This window comes from Kluyvera genomosp. 2, assembly GCF_036759865.1.
Classification (GTDB): Bacteria; Pseudomonadota; Gammaproteobacteria; order Enterobacterales; family Enterobacteriaceae; genus Kluyvera; species Kluyvera ascorbata_B.
Genome location: NZ_JAPKIA010000029.1, coordinates 1 through 19,539, shown reverse-complemented (window position 1 = coordinate 19,539; position 19,539 = coordinate 1). Strand labels below are relative to the sequence as shown.

The following is a 19,539-nucleotide window of genomic DNA, read 5'->3' as shown; positions in this document are numbered from 1 at the left end:
GGAAGGATGACGATTACCTGAGCGATTGATGTCTGCAACAGATAGAGGTAACAGAAGAATGTAAGACAGTCATGCACATGAGCGCGTCGAAATACATCTCAGAGCCGGTTGACCCCTAGAGGTCAACATAGCCCGCTTTTTTTTACGTATCTCCCCATGGGTATGCCCCGGAGCAGTGACCGCAATTAAATATCACTCATCCGGGTTACCTTTCTTAACCGGAGATACCAAATCATGACCACGCATCCCTTACTTACCGAAGACCAGTTGATTGACATGGCATTTATTACCAGCCTGCTGCAGATGACAGACAAGTGGATTTACAAGCTTATTAAGGACGGATCCTTCCCCAAACCTATCAAGCTAGGGCGAAGCTCCCGATGGCGGAAGAGCGAGGTGGAGTTCTGGCTTCAGGAACGTGTCGACCAGTCCCGTAAATAACCTCCGGCCAGACTAAACCCTCAGCAGAATAATAACTATCCGGTTGCTCCGGAGGTTTTCTGCTGTCTGTGATTTAAGCCTTAAGGAATATAAACCATGAAAGACTATAAACCTCGTTACGAAGAACTCTATAAATGCTACCAAACCTGGTTGACTGATTTTACGAAGCTGACGGTCAGATCGGGTATGTGTCACCAGAATATCTACCACCATCATACCCTGACGGTTGGCAGCCTTAAGTTTCCGGGAGAGGAAGAGGTTATTGCTATTGCCCCCCAGTGCCTGCACCGGATTATTTATGGTAGAGCAGCAGCCCCACTGACTGTTAATGAAGACCTGAGCGTCAGTTTATTTACCCAGGAGCATCTGCTGGCTCACCATCCCATGCTGGAGGGGATTTTGCTGTCTGAGTGCGTGCGTTTAAAACAACGCCCACTGGCAAATAAGCTCATCAGTTTGTTCCGCCAGTTCAGCGGTAGTGAGCTGCGTCTGAAGCTGGTCTGGCTGTGCTGGTACGATTTGATGCTGGGGAATTGCCTTGATGACTGGACCGACAACCTCAGGTTCAAAAAAGACAAAGAAATGGATATCTGGATCAATGACCGGCAGGCTGAAAACCCTGCGCTGACCAGTCTGATGGACGAGTATGTCTGCTTTGCATGGCGGACGACAGCTGAACCACTGAGTTAGGCTTCATCCATAGTCCTGCAAGGGATTTGAGGGTTATTGGGGAGTGAAAATTAATTTAGGTTAATTAATATAATTAATAGGCACTCCCTTTTTACAACCATCCCTCTAATCCATACAACTCCCTTAGCCATGACCCTTCCTGAAGGCCTGGTGTATTCCACTGGCTAGCCCTCGCCAGCACTAAAGAAACTCATCCTATGCAAAATAATCAACGATGGGAGCCAGACTGGTTTCTACAGTCACTCCTGAACAACCATATCGACAAAATGGTAGAGCGCTATTCCTGCCTGCGGGCATTCCGAACAGATCTGTTTTACCAGGATCATACCGCTAAGTATTTCCTGCGGGATCACCAGCAGCTCGAATGGGATATCCGAAAGCTGATGAACCGTATGATGCAACTCGAAGCGGTGGTCGGTTTCTTCTGGGTTATCGAATGGACAGAAGACCATCACTATCATGCCCACGTCGTGTTCTGGCTGGATGGTAGTAAAACTCAGAATACCTATCCCTGGGCGCAGCAAGCCGGTTTGTACTGGAGTGATATCACTAACAGGGAAGGCTGGTATCACCGATGTGAGTTTAAAGAGCATTACGAGGCCAATATCAACATTCCGGTACGTTACAGCGATCCGGTCAGTATCACCAACATCCGACAGGTACTGGCGTATATGACCAAAATTCAACAAAAAGAGGGGATACCGTTGTTTGGTTGCAACGAAGTTCCACCCCGCCCACCGACAGGTCGACCACGACGCAATCTCTGAGAGTTTTTTACGTCACAACGCCTTAGTGTGACAACCACCGGACAGTAACGACTGCTAACGCAGAGTTACTCCCCTTCTGATACTTCTTAACTGACCCGCCATTCACACCCTGACCACGATGCCCGGACCGGGACGACTGACGCCTGTGTGTTGTCTGGCGGTAAGGAACAATACTATGTACGCAAAATCCTTCATGGCTCTTGACGGTAATGGTCGTCTGACCGGTGCCCGTACTGCGCAGACCGCCCCTTACGATCGTTATACCTGCCACCTCTGCGATAGCGTGCTGCAATACCGTCCTGAATACGAAACTGAGCGTCCGTGGTTCGGGCACACTGACGGCGGCCTGACGGAGAATGGCAGGCAGCATTGCCCTTATGTGAATCCGGAAAGCAGTGAAACCCGGCTGAAAAACCGGCTGCAACGGTTTGTGCCTGACGCCCGTCCAAAGGTCAGGAAAGCTGACTGGCACTGTTCGCAATGTTCTGGCGAATACCATGGGGAACGTTATTGCCTGAACTGCCAAACCGGAAAGTTCAGCATCGTGGCCACTTCCATAGCAAGTATGGGAGAGGTGATATTAGAATGCTGGAATGCCATCTTGCTATTACGCCCCTGGGCCATCACATCACCGCTGAGGATGCTGTCAACACCAGCCCCAGAGTCTGGAGCTGCATTCACTGCGGTTGTGGACTCATACTTCATGCAGGCTCACAACAAGAGGCAGCCTGGTTTGAACATGACCAGCTCAATGTCGCCAACAAGTTGCTGATGGGATGCTCATATCTCGACCCAGAGGTGAAAGAAGACGCTCGACAAAGAAAGCTGAAGTTGATGCTGGCAGCCGTGGAGCCTGCACCAATGGTTTTGTCGTGGCACTGCGTTTTGTGCAAAAGAGATTATGACGGAGAAAGACACTGTCGAACCTTTGGCACTGGCATTTACAGCACAGAACTGAATCTAAAGACAGCCTCGCCATCCTAAGCATCAACATCAACATCAACATCAACATCAACATCAACATCATTTTCGCACTTCCCCTTTCAGATAGAATGACCCTATCCGAAATGAATGAACCACGGACGTACCCTTCTAGATACCGATAGAAACGTAAAAGGTCAGGCGGTAGCTGCTGATCCAGATCGCGGACGGCAAGCCCGTGAACAATACGATACCAGCATAGTTCTTTGCGTTATGGAGGCTCGGGACAGACTTACAATAACGTCAGGCTACTGACAACCCCGTGTCACCGAGATTACTTCGTGCGGTAGCAGAAAGCTCGGTGGCACGGGTTTAGATTGCTGAGTATTTCCGAGGAAAGGGTTCCCTCAATTTGATAAATCAGCTATGCAAGTACTTCTTAAAGTTCTCCGCCTGCTCCAGCACGCTCTTGTAGACCTCATCATTGGCTACCGGGGGGAAGCCATAGCGGTGCAGGAGAAGGATAAGGTCTACTTTCAGCTTGGCCTTAATGTCATCGCGGTTGCTCCAATCGGGGTACTGGGCACTGTCATCGACAATCACCTTCATCTCTTTGGCCAATTCCAACATCTTATCGTCGTCATAGGTGAAATCGTACTTCTCGCACATATGCGCTAGGATATCGAGAAAGGCTTTCTCTTCCATGTCGATGCCAATATCGGCGAACGACATCATCTCGGTCTTAATGTCGTAGATCATGTCGGCCATTTGCTTGGTGAATGTATCGAACTCTTCACCGTTGAGCACGTCGTTCTCCTTACGCTGGTTGTACTGTTCAACCAGAGCTTGGAAACGTTTGGAGAAGTTGATCCCCTGAAGTTGGTTCACCTTTTGAAAATCGCTGATGGCTTTTGCCAACATTTTTTGCAGTAGTTGCATCCGGGTGTTGGGCAACTTGATCTTGCCAATGCGAGCCATGTACTCATCATCAAATATGTCGATGGTCTCAGCTTTATCTTCGCCTAAAGTAAATATCTCCTCTACTCCCTCAGCCTTAAGTGCCTCGGCAATCATCTCACGCACTTTCTGGTTCATCTGCGCGGTGTCTGGCGCATCGCCCTTAGTCAGCTTGAAGACAATAGAACGCACGGCCAAATGGAAATGAATTCGCTCTCGCTCATCCTGAGTAATCTCTTCACTACCAACGCAAACGTCATAGGCGGCTTTCAGGCGTTTCACCAATCCCATAAAGCGAAGCTCAATCTTCTTAGTCTGCAGGGCAAACTCGGCGGCCCGGTTGAGGCATTCCAGTTGTAGGGTCGGTGCACCAGAGAAGTAATCGCGGCTGTCGAACGTATGGAAAACCTGAGCAAGCAGATGCAGGTGGTTACGCACTTCAATCAGTGACTGCTGGACATCTTCAAAGTTAGATTTATCAGCCTTTGAGTACATAGCCAATGCCATGTTCATCCGGCTTTTAATGCCGATGTAGTCGACTACCAACCCCTTTTCCTTACCCTCAAAGCGTCGGTTTACCCGCGAAATAGTTTGGATCAGATTGTGCTTTTGCAGCGGCTTATCGATGTAAATAGTATCAAGTTCGGGCACATCAAAACCAGTCAACCACATGTCCACCACAATGGCAATTTTGAAGTTGGACTTAGGGTTCTTGAACTGCTTGTCCAGCTCCCGGCGGTACTCCTTAGTACCAAGCAAATTATACATGGCCTCTTCATCATCCTGGCCTCGGGTCATTACCATGTTGACCAGAGGAAGGCTCATCAATTCTTTTTTCTCTTGCTCGGTAAGGGCGACACCATCGATAGCCTGTTTCGCCTCGAACCAATCGGGGCGCTGTAGCTTCAAACTCTTGTAGAAATCGTAGGCAATCTCGCGGCTGGCACAGACAAACATCGCTTTGCCTTTGATAGTCGAACCTTCCGTCACCCGTTTTTCGTAATGCTGGGCGAAATCCTTGGCCAATGCCTCGATGCGATCCGGATCGCCCAGGATGGAATTCATATTGGCCGTGGTTTTCTTGCTCTCTTCAATCTGGTGTTCACTGGCACCCAGTTTTTCACATTCTTGATAATACTGCTCAATCTCTTCCAGCTTACTGTTATCAAGCACCACTTTGGCAGCTCGCCCTTCGTAGACAATCCGCACCGTGATTTCATCGTTAACCGACTCGGTCATAGTGTAGCTATCGATGGTGGGGCCAAATACATCCAGAGTGGCGTCGATAGGGGTGCCGGTAAAGCCAACATAGGTAGCGTTAGGCAGCGAGTCGTGTAGATATTTAGCAAAGCCGTAGGTCTTTTTCACCGTTCCGGTTTCAGCATCGATGCTGATCTTCAGGTCGAGGTTGATCTGGCTTCGGTGGGCTTCGTCAGAAATACAGATGATATTGCTGCGATTGGAGAGCAGTTGGATATCTTCAGTAAACTTGTGGATGGTGGTCAGGAATACCCCGCCGCTAGCGCATCCGGCCAGCTTGTCTCGCAAATCCTGACGGCTGGTGACCGGTTCAATAACTGCATCGCCGATAAAAGCGGTGGCATTGCAGAATTGCTTCGAGAGCTGTTCATCAAGATCGGTGCGGTCGGTAATGAGAACAATGGTCGGACTGGCAAAATCGACGCTCTTCATCAACAACCGGGTAAGGAACTGCATGGTATAGCTCTTGCCACAGCCAGTAGCACCAAAGTAGGTTCCCCCTTTACCGGTGCCACCGATATTCTCGCCGTTAGCCGTTATCTGCTTGCGCTCTTTATTAATGTTGTAGTAAAGCTTGCGGGCGGCGTAATACTGCGGGTAGCGACAGCAGATTTTCACTTCCTGTTTGCTGGTGTCTGGGAAGAAAACGAAGTTCTTCAACACGTCCAGCAAACGGACAGGATGAAAAAGCCCTTGGATCAGAGTGTAAAGACCATTGATGCCATCTTGCTCGGCGGACTCGTTACCATTCACCTTGCGCCAGGCGTAGTAGAACTCGTAAGGGGCAAACAGGTTTCCCAGCTTATTGTTCACCCCATCACTGAGAATACACAGCGCGTTATAGACAAACAGCTTAGGTATATCGCGCTTGTAGCGTACACAAAGTTGGCGCCAGGCGTCGTAGGTGGTGGCCTCTTCTTCACGTACCGCCGATTTAAACTCGAAGACTACCAGCGGCAGGCCGTTCACATACAAGATACCATCGGGGATACGCAGTTGCAGTCCGCCGTCCCGGGCCTGGCCTTCTATCCCCAGTTGATTAACCAACCGGTAGATATTATTGCCCACCTCGGCAATCTCTTCGCCATGCCCTGTGAATAAGCTAGCTAACTGCTCTGATAAGGTGCTGGTATCCATCAGCTCGATATAGAGGTCTTTCTTATTACGATCTTCACGTTTAAGTAAAAAGCCGTTGCTGAGCCAGTGGCAGAAGGTTTTATTGCTCTGGTAGAGATCGCTGGCAGGGAGAGCCTGCAACTGATGGAGGATGTGAGAAATCTCCCCTTTAGTGATCCCCTCAGTCTGATACTGGTTGGCCAGATACTGGCGCAGGTCATCCGTAATCAGCACCTCACTTTTCTCTTTTCGCGGCACATTGCTACCGACAAAATGAGGGTAACAGGGTTGGCCTTCCGCATTCGAGTGCTGTCCCAGTAGGGAGATAATGGCCTGTTCCAGCTTCGCTTCCGTGAAAATATGGCTCATGGCAATGGCTTATTGTTCGGTTGTTAATGGTTATAGGGCTACGTAACCCATCGCTACATCGCCCCACAGGATCGGCCCGCGTACTTAACTGACGAGTTCGGTCTCAATTTCATCGAGGCGAAGCTCACCAGAAATCAGTTTGGGTAGAAGAGTATCTCGTACTTTTAAAAGACTTTGAGACTGCTCATTACTCGAGTTGCCCCATTCAATAAATGATTTGACCCGCTGATGAAACAAATGTTGTACTTCTTTTGTAGGCAAAACTATAGGTTTTCGGTCTAGCGAACCTTTCCACTTAGCATATGGGATGGTTGATCCTTCACAATGAAGGGTTGCATATTCCACAGTTGATCCCTGATATGCTTCGAAAAAAGAGAAATATAGGGATTCCGAATCTTTAGCTGTGAGAGTAAAAACTGTTGAGCGAGTAACTCCATTAAATGGAGCAATGCATACCTTATGGAAATATGGACGCATTGCTCCAAATAGAATATCCCCTTCCTTAAACAAAATCAGACTACTGTTAGCTTCTTCACCAGATTTTGATTTTGAAAGGAATGGTTCCTTTGTACCAATGCATTCAATTGGTACATATGGAATACGTTTAGTTTCACTCGATGGTTTTATCCGTTCATTTCTTAGTAAAAGAACATCACCTAGTTCTCCAGCCTGCCAACCTTTAGGTATCCATCCTTCCAAACCCAATGAAGGCTCGACGCACTCTTCAAAAGCGGCAGGGAATTGCTGACGAATATCGTTCGATAATGGTTTGAAATCGCTGCTTTCACGCGCAGCTTTACGGAACTCAGCACGGCGCAGTAACTCATCAGAAAACTCTAAATCCTGCTCGAAAAAACCTGCATCCAAGGCGTTATCGACCACGGGGTCAAAATCTACAAACCAGGACTTAAATAGTGCCTGCGCCATCTGCTCCAGGGTTTGGTTTATTTGGCGGTTTAGAGTGATTTTGTCATCGAGGTTTTTTAATACTCTTGCAATTTCAATCTGTTCCTCTTCAGGAGGATAAGATATTTCTAGCCTGCCAATCATTTCGTTGTTAAGACTTGCTCGTGTCGACATCGTTGAAAAAGCGAGCATGGATTGTCGAAATTTAGTACTCCTCAGATAATACCCTACATATTCAGGCACTAACTCGCTGTTCTGATGGGGGCGAAGGCGTTTGCAAAAACCATTAAAGGTCGCGTTTTCATAATCCTGGAGAGCAACACAGCTCATGCCCAGCTCATGCATTGTCTCGCTAGTACGCGTTAGGAATACATCACCACGTTTAACAGAGCAGTTTTCTCGTTCTTTGTCATTGGACTGTACTAAATCACCCAGTTCGTCCGGAGTAAAGTAGTTGTAAAAAACATCCTTAAATGTCAGAAATGGATGCCCACTACCAAAGTCCTTTGCTGGTTTTGATAACCCAGAACGAATATCGTAATGGTCAAGCAGCTTTGTCGTTTTCCAATTACTCCCCATACCCCAGCGCCTCCATATTGGAACGGATAGTCTGATCCAGATTTATCGCTTCATCCAACTGGCGATAGAGGGTCTTAGTCAACTCGTGCATTTTGGTTTCAAAAGCGATGCCATCATCCTCAATATCAACTGCCCCCACATAGCGGCCCGGAGTCAGAACAAAGTCGTTATCCTTGATTTCATCAAGTGTGGCGACTTTACAGAAACCAGCTTGATCCTGATATTGCTCGACACTGATTTCATTGGCCTCGATACGACGCTTGAGTTCGCTCTCGCTATTGCGCCAGGCGTGGAAGGTATCGGCTATGGTAGCGATATCCTCTTTAGTCAGCTCTTTTTGGGTACGGCTCACCATCGTGCCAAGATTGCGAGCATCAATAAACAGGGTCTCGCCGCGACGATCGCGGTAGCCATATTGAGGATTGGCTTTTTTGCTTTTGCTGATAAACCACATGCAGACCGGAATTTGGGTGGTGAAGAACAGCTGTCCTGGCAGGGCAATCATGCATTCGATACGATCATCTTCAATCAACTTTTGGCGAATCTCTCCCTCACCGCTGGTATTTGAACTCATGGAGCCATTGGCCAGCACAAAGCCCGCAGTGCCGTCTTCACTCAGCTTGGAAAGCATGTGCAGGATCCAAGCATAGTTAGCGTTGCCGGTAGGAGGAGTGCGAAAACCTGCAAAGCGCGGATCGTTGGTGAGCTCCGCCTCGTTGCGCCAGTCCTTCAGGTTAAAAGGTGGATTAGCCATGATGAAATCAGCCTTGAGATCTGGGTGCTGATCGGCAAAAAAGGTATCAGCCGGGCGCTCTCCCAGATTGCCGGAAAGTCCGCGCACAGCCAGGTTCATTTTGGCCAGCTTATAAGTGGTGCTGGTCAACTCCTGGCCGTAAATAGCGATGTCTTTACTCTTACCTTGATGGCTTTCAACAAATTTTAGGGACTGCACAAACATACCGCCTGAGCCACAGCAGGGATCATAGATCTTACCTTGATAGGGTTCGAGCATTTCAGCAAGCAAAGTCACCACTGCTTTAGGGGTATAGAATTCACCACCACCTTTACCTTCGCTGGCAGCAAACTTGCCAAGGAAATACTCGTAGACCCTGCCCACCAAGTCCTCTTCGGTCAGTTCGCATTCGTTGGCGAGCGTATCGATGTTCTCAATGCTATCAATGAGAGAAGCGAGCCTTTTCACCTCTAATCCCTGGCGTGAGAAGTAGTTATCCGGCAGAGCACCGGTTAGCGACGCATTGCGTTTCTCTATAGTAGAAAGGGCCGTGTCGATGATCACCGCAATGTCATCTTGCTTTGCGCGGGCTTTAACATAAGACCAGCGGGCATCTGGTGGCAGGAAGAAGACATTATCCTGTTGATAGAAAACATCCATATCGACAAAGGCTTCTTGGCCGTTGTCGATTAACTGCTTGCGCTTGGCTTCGAACTTGTCGCTGATAAATTTCAGGAATACCAAGCTCAACACTACGTGCTTGTATTCGGAGGATTCCACGCTGCCACGCAGCTGGTTGGCGGTATCCCAAAGTGTTTCTTCGAAGCCTTTGCCAGCTTTCTTGGTTGGTGATTTAGCCATGTAAATGTGTTCTCTTTTTCTAATGAAAAGCAACCGGATTCCCGCGATTTTGGACTAAGCCCTGATGAGCAGAAACCTCATTATGGGTTAATCCCTGTGCGAGTGGTCGCTAATGTATACAAAGTGATATTGGCTGGGATTATCCCATAAATGCATCCGGATTTAATTGCCGTAGGCCAAAATGGGTACAAATTCTCTGAAGCTCAAATTTCAACCAAGAATGTAGAAAACTTCATGAGGACGCTTGCTTGATGCCAAATAGCTGAAAAGGCTCTGATGAGCTTACAACTCCTACTAGAGTCTTGGGATAAAATGAGCATTAAATGATCCTATACGCTGCACACACTTAATGCATGTCTCCCGCGCTAACTGGGTGTAATCTCTCCAAATTAACGAAAGGATAAATAAAAACGCCATGACAGCACCTTCCCAAATTGACACAACCAGCTTACTCACAATACTGGGCGTCATCGCCGCTGTATGGGCGTTGATATCTCCTACTAGCAGACTACGACTTCGATTCTGCATGGCTTGGTGGGATTGGTGTATCGGTGGCGTGGTCTTTCTCTTCATTCACTATTTAGTATTTGCTCCTGTTTTAAAGAAGCTTGGGCTGTACTACAGCCTAGGGCCATGGAAATGGGGGCTCAATAGCTCAAGTGCGGTTTACCTACTTCTTCTCTCTGTCGCCTTATACTACTTTTGGCGCACAAGGTCTCCTAAACTGGCCAGAGGAAGAGTTCGCATCTTCCGCGAGCTAATTGAAAATTTGCATCTTACAAAGCGTTACGACGAGCTGGTGTTGCTAGTTGAACCCCAATTGTCGAAACTTATTTCCTTAACTAAGCAGCAATCTTGGCTTGTTCGCATAATTAATCATCTAGACAAACCCAACATTGACATGTCTGCTCTATTTGACGGGATTAAACCTCAAGCAAGACCAGCTTGGCGCGTGTACATAAGCCCTTTACTCCAGTATTTGAAGTCGTGCCGTTTGGCTCGCACAGAGGCCAATATACAAGCCCGTGAAATCCTCTTAAATCTAGTCACCTCTCCTGAGCTGACAATTCACCTGGCTCTTAGCCACCCACATTTTTGTCTTAAGCTCCTTCAAGCCGACGAAGTGATACGCTCCGACTTCATTGAAAACTACATGGATGCGTTACTCGATGCACCGGGAAGCCGCCTCTACGTGGAGTTAAAGAATAACCAAAATCTGCTTCGTGGAAATCGTCTGCTGCTACCGGAGAACAACCGATTACTTCGATTCTTCTTCGCCGATGCAGCTTTGGCGATGAATAACGGTCTGGATAATGCCATTGGCACTGCGGTGTGTCGGCGACTGGATGAAGATAATAAACTAGCCGAGAGGTTGAACAAATCATTGGGATCCTACTATGACTCAGGAAGATTTCGTTGCCCGATCAATTCGGGCTTAACGCTCTTTGAGATCATGGTCCATGAGGGTATTCATCAGGGCCTGCAAGACCATATGTGGTTGCATTACTTTGGGCACTTCGCGGAAAAAATTTTGAAGCAAATGGATACGTCACCCGATGAAGAAATCTATCAGGAATGGCCTACACCTTTTCATTATCTTCTTTACCGCTTAATTAGTATCGCTACCGATTGGGCCGAACAGTGCGCGCTCATTGATGATTCAGAGATTCCGGAGGCGACACGCTCCGCTGATAAATTTGACCAACACTATATTTCTAAAGAAGCGACCAAAGTCCTTGGGGTGATGCTCGAATACATCATCCCAAGCGAGAAATTATCTCCTGCATTCAAGAGATATCTGCTGGAAGTGGTCGTACGTTGTTACATCAAACTTGAGAACAATCCCAGGTTATCTGATGTCGCATTAGCACTCTTGACTAACGTAATTATGGGTAAGGATCTTCCGACAAAAATCTCTTATCGTTTAAAACTTCGGGATGAATTTAGGAGTATTGACCACATAATGAGGAAGGATGCTTTGAAGTTTGAACAAACCTTAGATGAATCACTTGCGTGATGTCCAAAACGGATTAGGGTGAAAAGTTAGCGTAAGCTATTAATCCTCTGAAAGCGCATGACTTACTTAAGCCTGCGTTGCTGACGTTCTCGTGAGCTCATGGAAAAAATTTGCCTATAAAAAACCTGCTTGTAAGCTGGCTCTTTTGACTTATGTCGCCGTTGCTTGAGACGCATAACCAAAAAACCTAACCAATTGAATAAAAAGGAATTTATTTAAAATACGTTGTGATTTTCACCAATATTTTGGCGTATGAAGCAACCATTGGGTTAACGTGATCGTAGCTTTAAAATTTGGTTGAGCCTAGCTATGGTATCTGTTCTATGGACGAGTAATCTATTGGAGGTTGCATTGATCGTTCCACTTCAAAAAAAAACTGAGGCTGGAAAGCCTTACACACGTATACCTGAAAATGAAATCAGGTTGGTGGAACTTAGCTCTGTTTCAGATGGAGATCTGGTAGAGCTGTGTCGGCAGAGTAGGACACATCCGCAATACGTTCCCATCGAATGTCTTCTTTACTACGTCCGACGCTGCGCATCAACTAACCCATCCCTTTTTGAACAGCTCTTCAAGGTTCTTTCAGAACGAATACTTAGGAAGCTTCCGAGATCCGAAAGCCAAGGCGGAATTACTGTATCAATGACAAATAGCGACATCCGAGAAGGTGTGTATGACCGCTTCATTGAGATGCTTATGATCGACAAAGCAGGCTACGAAGAACGATTGGACATGTTCGAAGTGCGTTTTGATCTGGCTTTATCGAGATTAAAAAAAGACGCTCAAAGGAAATTTTATCGGGCTGAGAATAGAAATACCGATTTGGGATTTAATGATTATTCGGCCGACCTTAATCCAGAAGTTGAGACTGCATCTGAGGGGTATGATCCTTTTGAGGCAACAGATATCGATAATTATCGTTACCGTTGTAGGCTTGATGCGGCGATTGAGACTCTACCTGAACTACAGCAGAGAATCATTGAAATGACCCGATTAGATATTCCAATAGACTCGATTGACCCAAATGAGATGACTATTTCCAGGGCACTCGATAAGGTTGAAAAGACCATTCGTAATCAAAAAAAGAAGGCACTCGCAAGTCTTCGTATACTGCTTCAAGGGGACCTATGATGACAGGACTTTCACCTCAAGCATCCCTGGAAGAGGTACTAGAGTCATTCTCTATAGAGCATGATGTAGGTACAGCAACCTTGCAAAAATATCTTGCTGCATATCCACATTTTTCAAATGAAATCATAGATCTATCTCGTGAAATGGCAAGAACATTAGCAGAGGATGAGGAACCGCTATCTGAATATGATCGCTGCTTGATCAGTTCGGCCGTCACACGCATCCAAAATGCTCCAGGAAAAACGATGATAGATCCATTCGCTGATCTCTCAGTTCAAAAAATGCGTGATATCTCCAAAACACTAAACTTACCTCGACAGGTAGTCATGGCATTTAGGGAGCGAACCGTAGCTCCCGGATCTATTCCTCAGCGATTTTTAAGCAGATTCGCTGAACTGCTGCAAAGCAGTGTACAACATCTCACAACCGCACTTGAAAAGCCCCCCATGGCGGTTGCAGGAAGTTATAAGTCCGACGGGAAACCGTGCAATGTGCAGAAGATTACTTTCGAACAACTCCTTCGAGATGCTGATTTGTCTGAAGAAGATATCGCTACCTTAATGGAAGAGGACATTTAACGTGCAAGCCGTGGAATTGGCCCGCGAGGCCGCTGCTGTTCTACATGATCAAGCTGTAGCTTCCGGACATGACCCATGGAGACCATACGAGTTTGCTGTTGCAGAGGCTGACAGAAGAGGCTTTGACGTAGAGGGCACAAAGAAAGGCTCACCTAGCCTCAGAGGGGCGCGAGCACGTTTCTTCCCAATGGAGAAGTTCATCCTCCACGAAAAATGCACAACCCTTTTTGAACAAGCGTTCCTAGTTGCCCATGAAATAGGTCACGCTGAACTTGGCGACGACATTGAAGAGGATGACCAAGGTTATACTATAGACCCAACAAGAACCTCCGAAGCTTCTCCGATGGGGGCTGAGCGGGTTGTTGACTATAGTCGCAGGCAGCGTCGAGAGGTCCAAATGGATCTATTCGCGCGTGAGTTTCTGCTCCCCCGGCATGTAGTAAAAGCGCTTTATCTGGAAGGGATGAGTGCGTTAAGTATTGCAGAGAAGCTTGGTGCTCCCTTCGATGTGGTTGCGCAACAGATATTTGATGCATTGTTACTACCCTCACCTTTACCTGAAGATACAGAGCCCGCGATTGAATACCCATTGAACGCAGAGCAGGATAAAGCCGCCGCCCATCGAGGCCCGGCCTTTCTGCTTGAGGCCGGGCCTGGTACGGGCAAGACTCAGACTCTAGTGGGACGGGTAAAAGGATTGCTTTCCGATGGCGTAGATCCAAGAAAAATTCTTTTGCTGACGTTCTCTAACAAAGCTGCGGGGGAAATGGCTGAAAGGATAGCTCGCGTTGACACGGAAGCTGCAGCTGCAATGTGGATTGGCACTTTCCACTCATTCGGCCTCGATCTGATTCGTCGATTTCATGACGAACTGAATTTGCCGCTCGACCCTCGACTGCTGGACCGGACGGAAGCAGTAGAACTGCTGGAACATGAGTTTCCTGTATTAGATCTGGTTCATTATCGCAATCTTTACGATCCAACCCGGATGATTGCTGACATCCTCACCGGCATCTCTCGTGCCAAGGACGAGGTAGTCGATGCAAAAACCTACCTCGCGTTGGCACAGGCCATGCGCGATAGAGCTGTTGGTATTGAAGATATAGCAACGGCAGAAAAAGCCATTGAAGTCGCCAAAGTATACGCCACTTACGAAACCCTCAAAAAGCAGGCTCGATGCATTGACTTTGGGGACTTGGTTTCATTGCCAGTGACGCTTCTTGAAGAAAATGAAGCCATTCGATCTCACATCCAATCCACTTATGAGCACGTTCTAGTCGATGAATATCAGGATGTGAACCATTGTAGCGTACGACTGCTAAAAGCCCTTTGTGGCGATGGCGAAAACTTGTGGGTGGTTGGAGATGCTAAGCAGTCAATCTATCGCTTCAGAGGCGCTTCGTCATTCAACATGACTCGTTTTGGGAATGAGGATTTCCCAGGCGGGTTGCGATATCGTTTAAAAACGAACTACCGGTCTGTACCCGAAATAGTGTCGGCATTTTCAAATTTTGCGCTGAATATGGCTGTAGGGGATGCTGACAGTGATTTAAACGCAGAACGGAAAAGTGATGCCCAGAAACCTGAGCTGCGTTGTGTAGATCAAGGATTTCTTCAAGCGCCCTCAATTGCGGACGCGATAAAGGAGATGCAGAACTCCGGTTACAAATACAGTGATCAGGCAATCCTGTGCACGGGCAATGAGAAGCTTTCAGAAATCGGGCAACAACTTGAGCTCTTAGGCATCCCTGTACTTTACTTGGGTAGTGTATTTGAACGCCCCGAGATAAAGGATTGGCTGACACTGCTCTCCCTCTTAGTAGATCGTCGTGCAATGGGCTTGGTGCGAATAGCTTGCCTGCCTGAGTTTACGATGTCACTGGATGATGTTGGCAGTATCCTTACACATCTGCGTGAAGATGAAACCGGAAGTGATTGGAAAACCAAAATCGATGACTTTCAGATCTCAGACGATGGGCGCACAGCCTTAAATCGGCTTGTCAAAACACTTAGCGGTTTTAGTGCAAATGACTCCCCTTGGAGCGTGCTGGCAACTGTACTTTTAGACAGGACGCGAATCGCGGCCCGTATGGCAACATCAACAGACTGCAGTGTCCGCTCCCAATGTATCGCAACTTGGCAGTTGCTCAATTTTTTACGAGCACAACCCCTTAGCGGGGAAGGGGTATTTATCACTCGCACATTAGATCGCATCCGTCGTTTGGTTCGGCTAGGGGATGATCGCGATCTTCGGCAGCTTCCGACGGCAGCACAAAGCATTGATGCAGTGCGTCTCATGACCATTCATGGAGCAAAGGGACTCGAATTCCCTGTGATTCACTTACCCGGTATGAACGCAGATACTTTACCAGGTAATCCGCAGAAGCAGGTTTGCCCACCACCCAATGGCATGATTGCAGGGGGTAGGTCCAATGCCAAGGAACAATTTAATCTGGAGTATAAGGCGGAGAGAGAATGCTTATTCTACGTTGCGTTGTCCAGAGCTGAAGATCGGCTATTTCTCTATGCTACTACGCGGAATGCTGCTGGCAGCACTCGAAAGTTATCTGACTTTTTAAACCGTATAGGGCCCAGCTTAGTTCAAAATAACGTAAAGCCTCTACATGCGGTAATCGAAAAGCCCGAGTCATTACCTGTGGATTGGGTTATCAGCGGAGACCTAGTTCTAAGTGGTGCTCAGATTTCCCTATATGAGTCCTGCCCTCGCCGTTTCTTCTATACGCACATTCTCCAAATTGGAGGACGGCGTACTCCAACGCCATTCCTAAAGATGCATGATGCTGTTCGCAATGTATTCCAGGAATTGGCCAACACTGCGCCCGTAAAAATAACGGACATAGAAGATAGGGTCACGCAGGCATTTACTATCGAAGGCCTAGCTGAACACGGTTACGCTCCTGAATTTAAGTCACTAGCAATTGGCATGGTTAACTATTTCGCTTCGATTAGGGAAAGCCACAACTCTGAAGCAACCTGTGTCTTCACAATAAAGCTTGGGGAAACCTTTATCACCATACAACCTGACGATGTATTGGTTCATCCAGATGGACGTAAAACATTTCGCCGGGTGAGAACAGGACATAAAAGAGATAAAGAAGAATCGGACTTAGGCGCGGCTGCCTTTGTACTCGCAGCACGGCAGGCTTTTCCAGATGCAATGATGGAGTTAGTACACCTTTCTGACCAAACAGTGACACCAATCAATCTGACCGCTAAGCAGTTGGATAACAGGTATAAAAAAATTCTTACTACCCTTGACTCAATAGTTAAAGGAGTCTTTCCAGCAGAGCCATCATCTCGAGTATGCCCCTCCTGCCCGGCATTTTTCGTCTGCGGATTGACGCCTGCAGGCGTGCTTCAAAAAAAATCTAAAAAAAATTTACCGGTCTGATTGACCTGCATCGATTGAGTAGTAGAGCCAGACACCGTCTGGCCAAACTCAAAAGGTGATGCAAAATGAATACTGAAAATATAAACGATATTGACGATGTCGGAGAAGCAATTCGCGAAGGCCGTGCTCTGCGTTCAGCACGCGCATACCGCATCTTGTTTGCCCAAGAAAACCTGGCTTTTCGCGCAATCGAAGTCAATGATCCTGTGCCACTTGGTCGTCAAATCCTGATTGCTGCTGGCCTACGTGCAAATGATGATTATAGCCTGTTTGCCATTCTGGAAACGGGGGATTTCGAAGACTTGCGCCTTGATGAACCCTTCGATTTACGCGGTCGAGGCGCAGAGCGATTTGTGGCCTTCCAGACCGATCGCGATTTCAAACTGACGATTAATGAGAGTCAAGTATCATGGGGCAAGCCCGCAATTTCAGGCTCCGCGTTATACGACCTGGCGAAACCCAGCGACGGAGATGCCGTTTTCATGGTTATTCGTGGTGGAAACGATCGTCAGATTGAACCGAACGAGGCCGTAGATCTTACCGCCCCGGGGGTTGAACACTTCATCACTGCACCAAAGCGCAAACCGAAGATTGACATCGTAGTCAATGGTCGCGAAGTCCAGGTATGTGATAGTCACCAAACTTTCGAGCAGTTAGTTGCTATCGCTTACCCTGGTGAAGCTCCAGCACCTGAGATTGTGTACTCAATTACATATCGCGGCGTGGCCTCAAAGCCACATAGTGGTGAATTGGCCGCTGGTGGCTTTGTTGAGGTAAAAAATGGGAGCGTGATCAATGTCAGCCGCACCATTCAATCTTAATAGCGACCTTAAGCGCTTGCGTGAGGAAGGATACTACGTACAAATCGTGGGTGGCTTCTTGGTGATGCGTGAAGTGCCGTATGTTAACGCGCAGTTGGAAGTTAAGACCGGCACGCTCATCTCAAGTCTTTGCATGTCTGGAAACGTTACTCAAAAGCCAGAGCCGCACACGATTCACTTTGATGGAGACTATCCGTGCAATTCCCAGGGTGCGCCCATCCAAGCTATTGCACATCAGAGCGTTGCGGTGGATCTGGGACATGGGTTGAGTGCTCAGCACATGTTCTCCAGTAAACCCGGGCCAGAGGGTTACAGCGATTATCATCAGAAGATGACGACGTACGCGACAATCATTTCTGGCCACGCAGCGATCCTCAGACCTGACGCTACTCCACGTGTGTTTAAAAATCCCGACGAGGAGGATGGCTGTGTATTTAACTATCTGGAAACTGCTTCAGACCGAGTGGGAATAGGGGCGTTGACCGCACGACTTGAAGGTCAACGTATCGCTATCCTTGGCACTGGTGGAACAGGATCCTATGTGCTGGACCAGTTGGCGAAAACTCCAGTGAGTGAGATACGCCTCATCGACGGTGATGATTTTCTTCAACACAACGCTTTTCGTGCCCCAGGCGCGCCGTCGATAGACACTCTCCGTGAGGTGCCAAAGAAAGTGGATTACCTAGCGGGTATCTACAGTAATATGCACCGCCATATCGTGCCACATGCAGTGCAAATGGACATAGATAATCTCAACCTTCTGGACGGAATCAACTTCGCCTTCCTTTGCATGGACGCTGGCGAGCCGAAGCGCTTGGCGGTGCAGAGGCTAGAGGATATGGGAGTATCCTTCGTAGACGTGGGAATGGGCCTCGAGCTAGTAAACGGCTCGCTTGGTGGTATCCTCCGTGTGACGGCAAGTACCCCCAATAAGCGCGATCACTTTGGCAAGCGCGTGTCTTTCGAAGGTGGGGGAGTTGAAAATCTTTACGCGTCAAATATCCAAGTCGCAGAACTAAATATGATGAACGCGGCACTTGCCGTAATTAAATGGAAGAAACTCCTCGGCTTTTATCGTGACCTAGAAAACGAACATCACTGTTCCTATACAACCGACGGAAATATGCTGCTGAATGGTGACTCGCTATGATTCGTCATAACCAGCTTACCCCCTGCTTTGTAAAGGGGGTACCGCGTATACTTGAACCTGGCATTTTGTACGTTTCAATGGAATACGGTACCGTGGTCCACAGTTGCTGTTGTGGCTGTGGCCTTGAAGTAGTGACACCTCTGACTCCAACAGACTGGCGTCTAACCTTTGATGGGGAAGCAATTTCGCTTTGGCCATCGGTAGGCAACTGGAATTTACCCTGTCGATCGCACTATGTGATTCAAGGTAATCGAGTGGTAGAGGCTGGGCATTGGGACAAAGCTCAGATTGATGCAGAGAGGCGTCGCGACAAAGCGGCTAAGGCGCGCTACTACTCACAAATTGAATCTCCTGGGGCTCAGAAAGAGTTGAAACCGAAGCCTACCAATGGGCCTGCTGGAACGATGGCTAACCGAGAGAGCATTTGGGCCAAGCTACTGCGATGGTTAAGTTAGGGTGAGGGCTTCAAAAGCCTTTCATTTTGCTTCGGTTGCTTACTGGGCACGGATCAATTAATGCATTTTTTATAAGGAGATAACTGCAACCGTCAACAGTATTTATCGGAAATTATCAAAACCAGATGTGTTTTAGTACTTAAATATTCGGGGCAGATGATACACTCAGAATTTAAACATCGACAATTAGCACGTTAAGGAAAACCCAAAAGGCAGCTTATTCAACATGCCGTCTTTCTGAGCAAAATGTGGGTATGTATAATCATTTTAACTTTGGATCCATTTAATGTGTTGCGTGATGCCTTGCTCTAAGTTGAAAAGGGCTTTGTTGAATAAATCAGATTTCGGGTAAGTCTCCCCCGTAGCGGGTTGTGT

General features: G+C 47.6%; 14 protein-coding genes and 1 pseudogene. 12 read left to right on the top strand and 3 right to left on the bottom strand.

Annotated elements, in window-relative coordinates:
• Positions 1-234 precede the first annotated feature (234 nt).
• The 5 genes and pseudogenes from V6942_RS22615 to V6942_RS22595 all read left to right on the top strand — a co-directional run bounded on the left by V6942_RS22615 (position 235) and on the right by V6942_RS22595 (position 2,882).
• Positions 235-441 carry a helix-turn-helix transcriptional regulator gene (locus V6942_RS22615; protein WP_047667336.1) on the top strand — a complete coding sequence of 69 codons (207 nt, stop codon included), beginning with the start codon at positions 235-237 and terminating at the stop codon, positions 439-441.
• Positions 442-537: 96 nt separating this feature from the next.
• Positions 538-1,131 (top strand): hypothetical protein, encoded by a 594-nt coding sequence (locus V6942_RS22610; protein WP_149335461.1) that lies wholly within the window; start codon positions 538-540, stop codon positions 1,129-1,131.
• A 197-nt stretch (positions 1,132-1,328) separates the two neighbouring features.
• Entirely contained in the window at positions 1,329-1,898 is a 570-nt protein-coding gene (locus tag V6942_RS22605) for an inovirus-type Gp2 protein (protein WP_096111256.1), read from the top strand.
• 175 nt (positions 1,899-2,073) lie between these two features.
• Positions 2,074-2,439, top strand: a pseudogene (locus V6942_RS22600) (putative zinc ribbon protein); the annotation flags it as partial.
• Positions 2,379-2,882, top strand: coding sequence for a putative zinc ribbon protein (locus V6942_RS22595; RefSeq protein ID WP_333501831.1), 504 nt, complete (start codon positions 2,379-2,381; stop codon positions 2,880-2,882). The pseudogene V6942_RS22600 and the gene V6942_RS22595, both read left to right, overlap by 61 nt.
• A 357-nt stretch (positions 2,883-3,239) precedes the next feature.
• Here V6942_RS22595 and V6942_RS22590 read toward each other — a convergent pair whose 3' ends face one another.
• From V6942_RS22590 to V6942_RS22580, 3 genes are all read right to left on the bottom strand, one after another.
• Positions 3,240-6,521 (bottom strand): type I restriction endonuclease subunit R, encoded by a 3,282-nt coding sequence (locus V6942_RS22590; RefSeq protein ID WP_149335462.1) that lies wholly within the window; start codon positions 6,519-6,521, stop codon positions 3,240-3,242.
• Positions 6,522-6,605: 84 nt separating this feature from the next.
• Positions 6,606-8,006 carry a restriction endonuclease subunit S gene (locus V6942_RS22585; protein ID WP_149335463.1) on the bottom strand — a complete coding sequence of 467 codons (1,401 nt, stop codon included), beginning with the start codon at positions 8,004-8,006 and terminating at the stop codon, positions 6,606-6,608.
• A complete protein-coding gene (locus V6942_RS22580; RefSeq protein WP_149335464.1) occupies positions 7,996-9,600 on the bottom strand; it encodes a type I restriction-modification system subunit M in 1,605 nt (534 codons plus the stop codon). The genes V6942_RS22585 and V6942_RS22580 overlap by 11 nt, the downstream gene beginning before the upstream one ends.
• A 415-nt stretch (positions 9,601-10,015) precedes the next feature.
• Here V6942_RS22580 and V6942_RS22575 point away from each other — a divergent pair, with 415 nt between their 5' ends.
• The 7 genes from V6942_RS22575 (at position 10,016) to V6942_RS22545 (ending at position 19,164) form a co-directional block, all read left to right on the top strand.
• Positions 10,016-11,617 (top strand): hypothetical protein, encoded by a 1,602-nt coding sequence (locus V6942_RS22575; protein ID WP_188048705.1) that lies wholly within the window; start codon positions 10,016-10,018, stop codon positions 11,615-11,617.
• Positions 11,618-12,259: 642 nt separating this feature from the next.
• Positions 12,260-12,748: a hypothetical protein gene (locus V6942_RS22570; protein WP_333501829.1), complete on the top strand. Its 489-nt coding sequence runs from the start codon at positions 12,260-12,262 to the stop codon at positions 12,746-12,748.
• Complete coding sequence (locus V6942_RS22565; protein ID WP_002431130.1) at positions 12,745-13,326, top strand: hypothetical protein; 582 nt, start codon at positions 12,745-12,747, stop codon at positions 13,324-13,326. The genes V6942_RS22570 and V6942_RS22565 overlap by 4 nt, the downstream gene beginning before the upstream one ends.
• A gap of 1 nt (position 13,327) precedes the next feature.
• A complete protein-coding gene (locus tag V6942_RS22560; RefSeq protein ID WP_333501828.1) occupies positions 13,328-16,738 on the top strand; it encodes a UvrD-helicase domain-containing protein in 3,411 nt (1,136 codons plus the stop codon).
• 65 nt (positions 16,739-16,803) lie between these two features.
• Complete coding sequence (locus V6942_RS22555; RefSeq protein WP_001091050.1) at positions 16,804-17,559, top strand: multiubiquitin domain-containing protein; 756 nt, start codon at positions 16,804-16,806, stop codon at positions 17,557-17,559.
• Positions 17,534-18,709: a ThiF family adenylyltransferase gene (locus V6942_RS22550; RefSeq protein ID WP_001271380.1), complete on the top strand. Its 1,176-nt coding sequence runs from the start codon at positions 17,534-17,536 to the stop codon at positions 18,707-18,709. Before V6942_RS22555 ends, V6942_RS22550 begins: the two co-directional genes overlap by 26 nt.
• Positions 18,706-19,164, top strand: coding sequence for a DUF6527 family protein (locus V6942_RS22545; protein WP_149335901.1), 459 nt, complete (start codon positions 18,706-18,708; stop codon positions 19,162-19,164). Before V6942_RS22550 ends, V6942_RS22545 begins: the two co-directional genes overlap by 4 nt.
• The last annotated feature ends 375 nt before the right edge of the window (positions 19,165-19,539 follow it).

What these genes read in the sequence shown, in the direction of transcription:
- V6942_RS22615 (WP_047667336.1), top strand. Translation starts at nt 235, where the DNA reads ATGACCACGCATCCCTTACTTACCGAAGACCAGTTGATTGACATGGCA.
- V6942_RS22610 (WP_149335461.1), top strand. Translation starts at nt 538, where the DNA reads ATGAAAGACTATAAACCTCGTTACGAAGAACTCTATAAATGCTACCAA.
- V6942_RS22605 (WP_096111256.1), top strand. Translation starts at nt 1,329, where the DNA reads ATGCAAAATAATCAACGATGGGAGCCAGACTGGTTTCTACAGTCACTC.
- V6942_RS22595 (WP_333501831.1), top strand. Translation starts at nt 2,379, where the DNA reads ATGTTCTGGCGAATACCATGGGGAACGTTATTGCCTGAACTGCCAAAC.
- V6942_RS22590 (WP_149335462.1), bottom strand. Translation starts at nt 6,521, where the DNA reads ATGAGCCATATTTTCACGGAAGCGAAGCTGGAACAGGCCATTATCTCC.
- V6942_RS22585 (WP_149335463.1), bottom strand. Translation starts at nt 8,006, where the DNA reads ATGGGGAGTAATTGGAAAACGACAAAGCTGCTTGACCATTACGATATT.
- V6942_RS22580 (WP_149335464.1), bottom strand. Translation starts at nt 9,600, where the DNA reads ATGGCTAAATCACCAACCAAGAAAGCTGGCAAAGGCTTCGAAGAAACA.
- V6942_RS22575 (WP_188048705.1), top strand. Translation starts at nt 10,016, where the DNA reads ATGACAGCACCTTCCCAAATTGACACAACCAGCTTACTCACAATACTG.
- V6942_RS22570 (WP_333501829.1), top strand. Translation starts at nt 12,260, where the DNA reads ATGACAAATAGCGACATCCGAGAAGGTGTGTATGACCGCTTCATTGAG.
- V6942_RS22565 (WP_002431130.1), top strand. Translation starts at nt 12,745, where the DNA reads ATGATGACAGGACTTTCACCTCAAGCATCCCTGGAAGAGGTACTAGAG.
- V6942_RS22555 (WP_001091050.1), top strand. Translation starts at nt 16,804, where the DNA reads ATGAATACTGAAAATATAAACGATATTGACGATGTCGGAGAAGCAATT.
- V6942_RS22550 (WP_001271380.1), top strand. Translation starts at nt 17,534, where the DNA reads ATGTCAGCCGCACCATTCAATCTTAATAGCGACCTTAAGCGCTTGCGT.
- V6942_RS22545 (WP_149335901.1), top strand. Translation starts at nt 18,706, where the DNA reads ATGATTCGTCATAACCAGCTTACCCCCTGCTTTGTAAAGGGGGTACCG.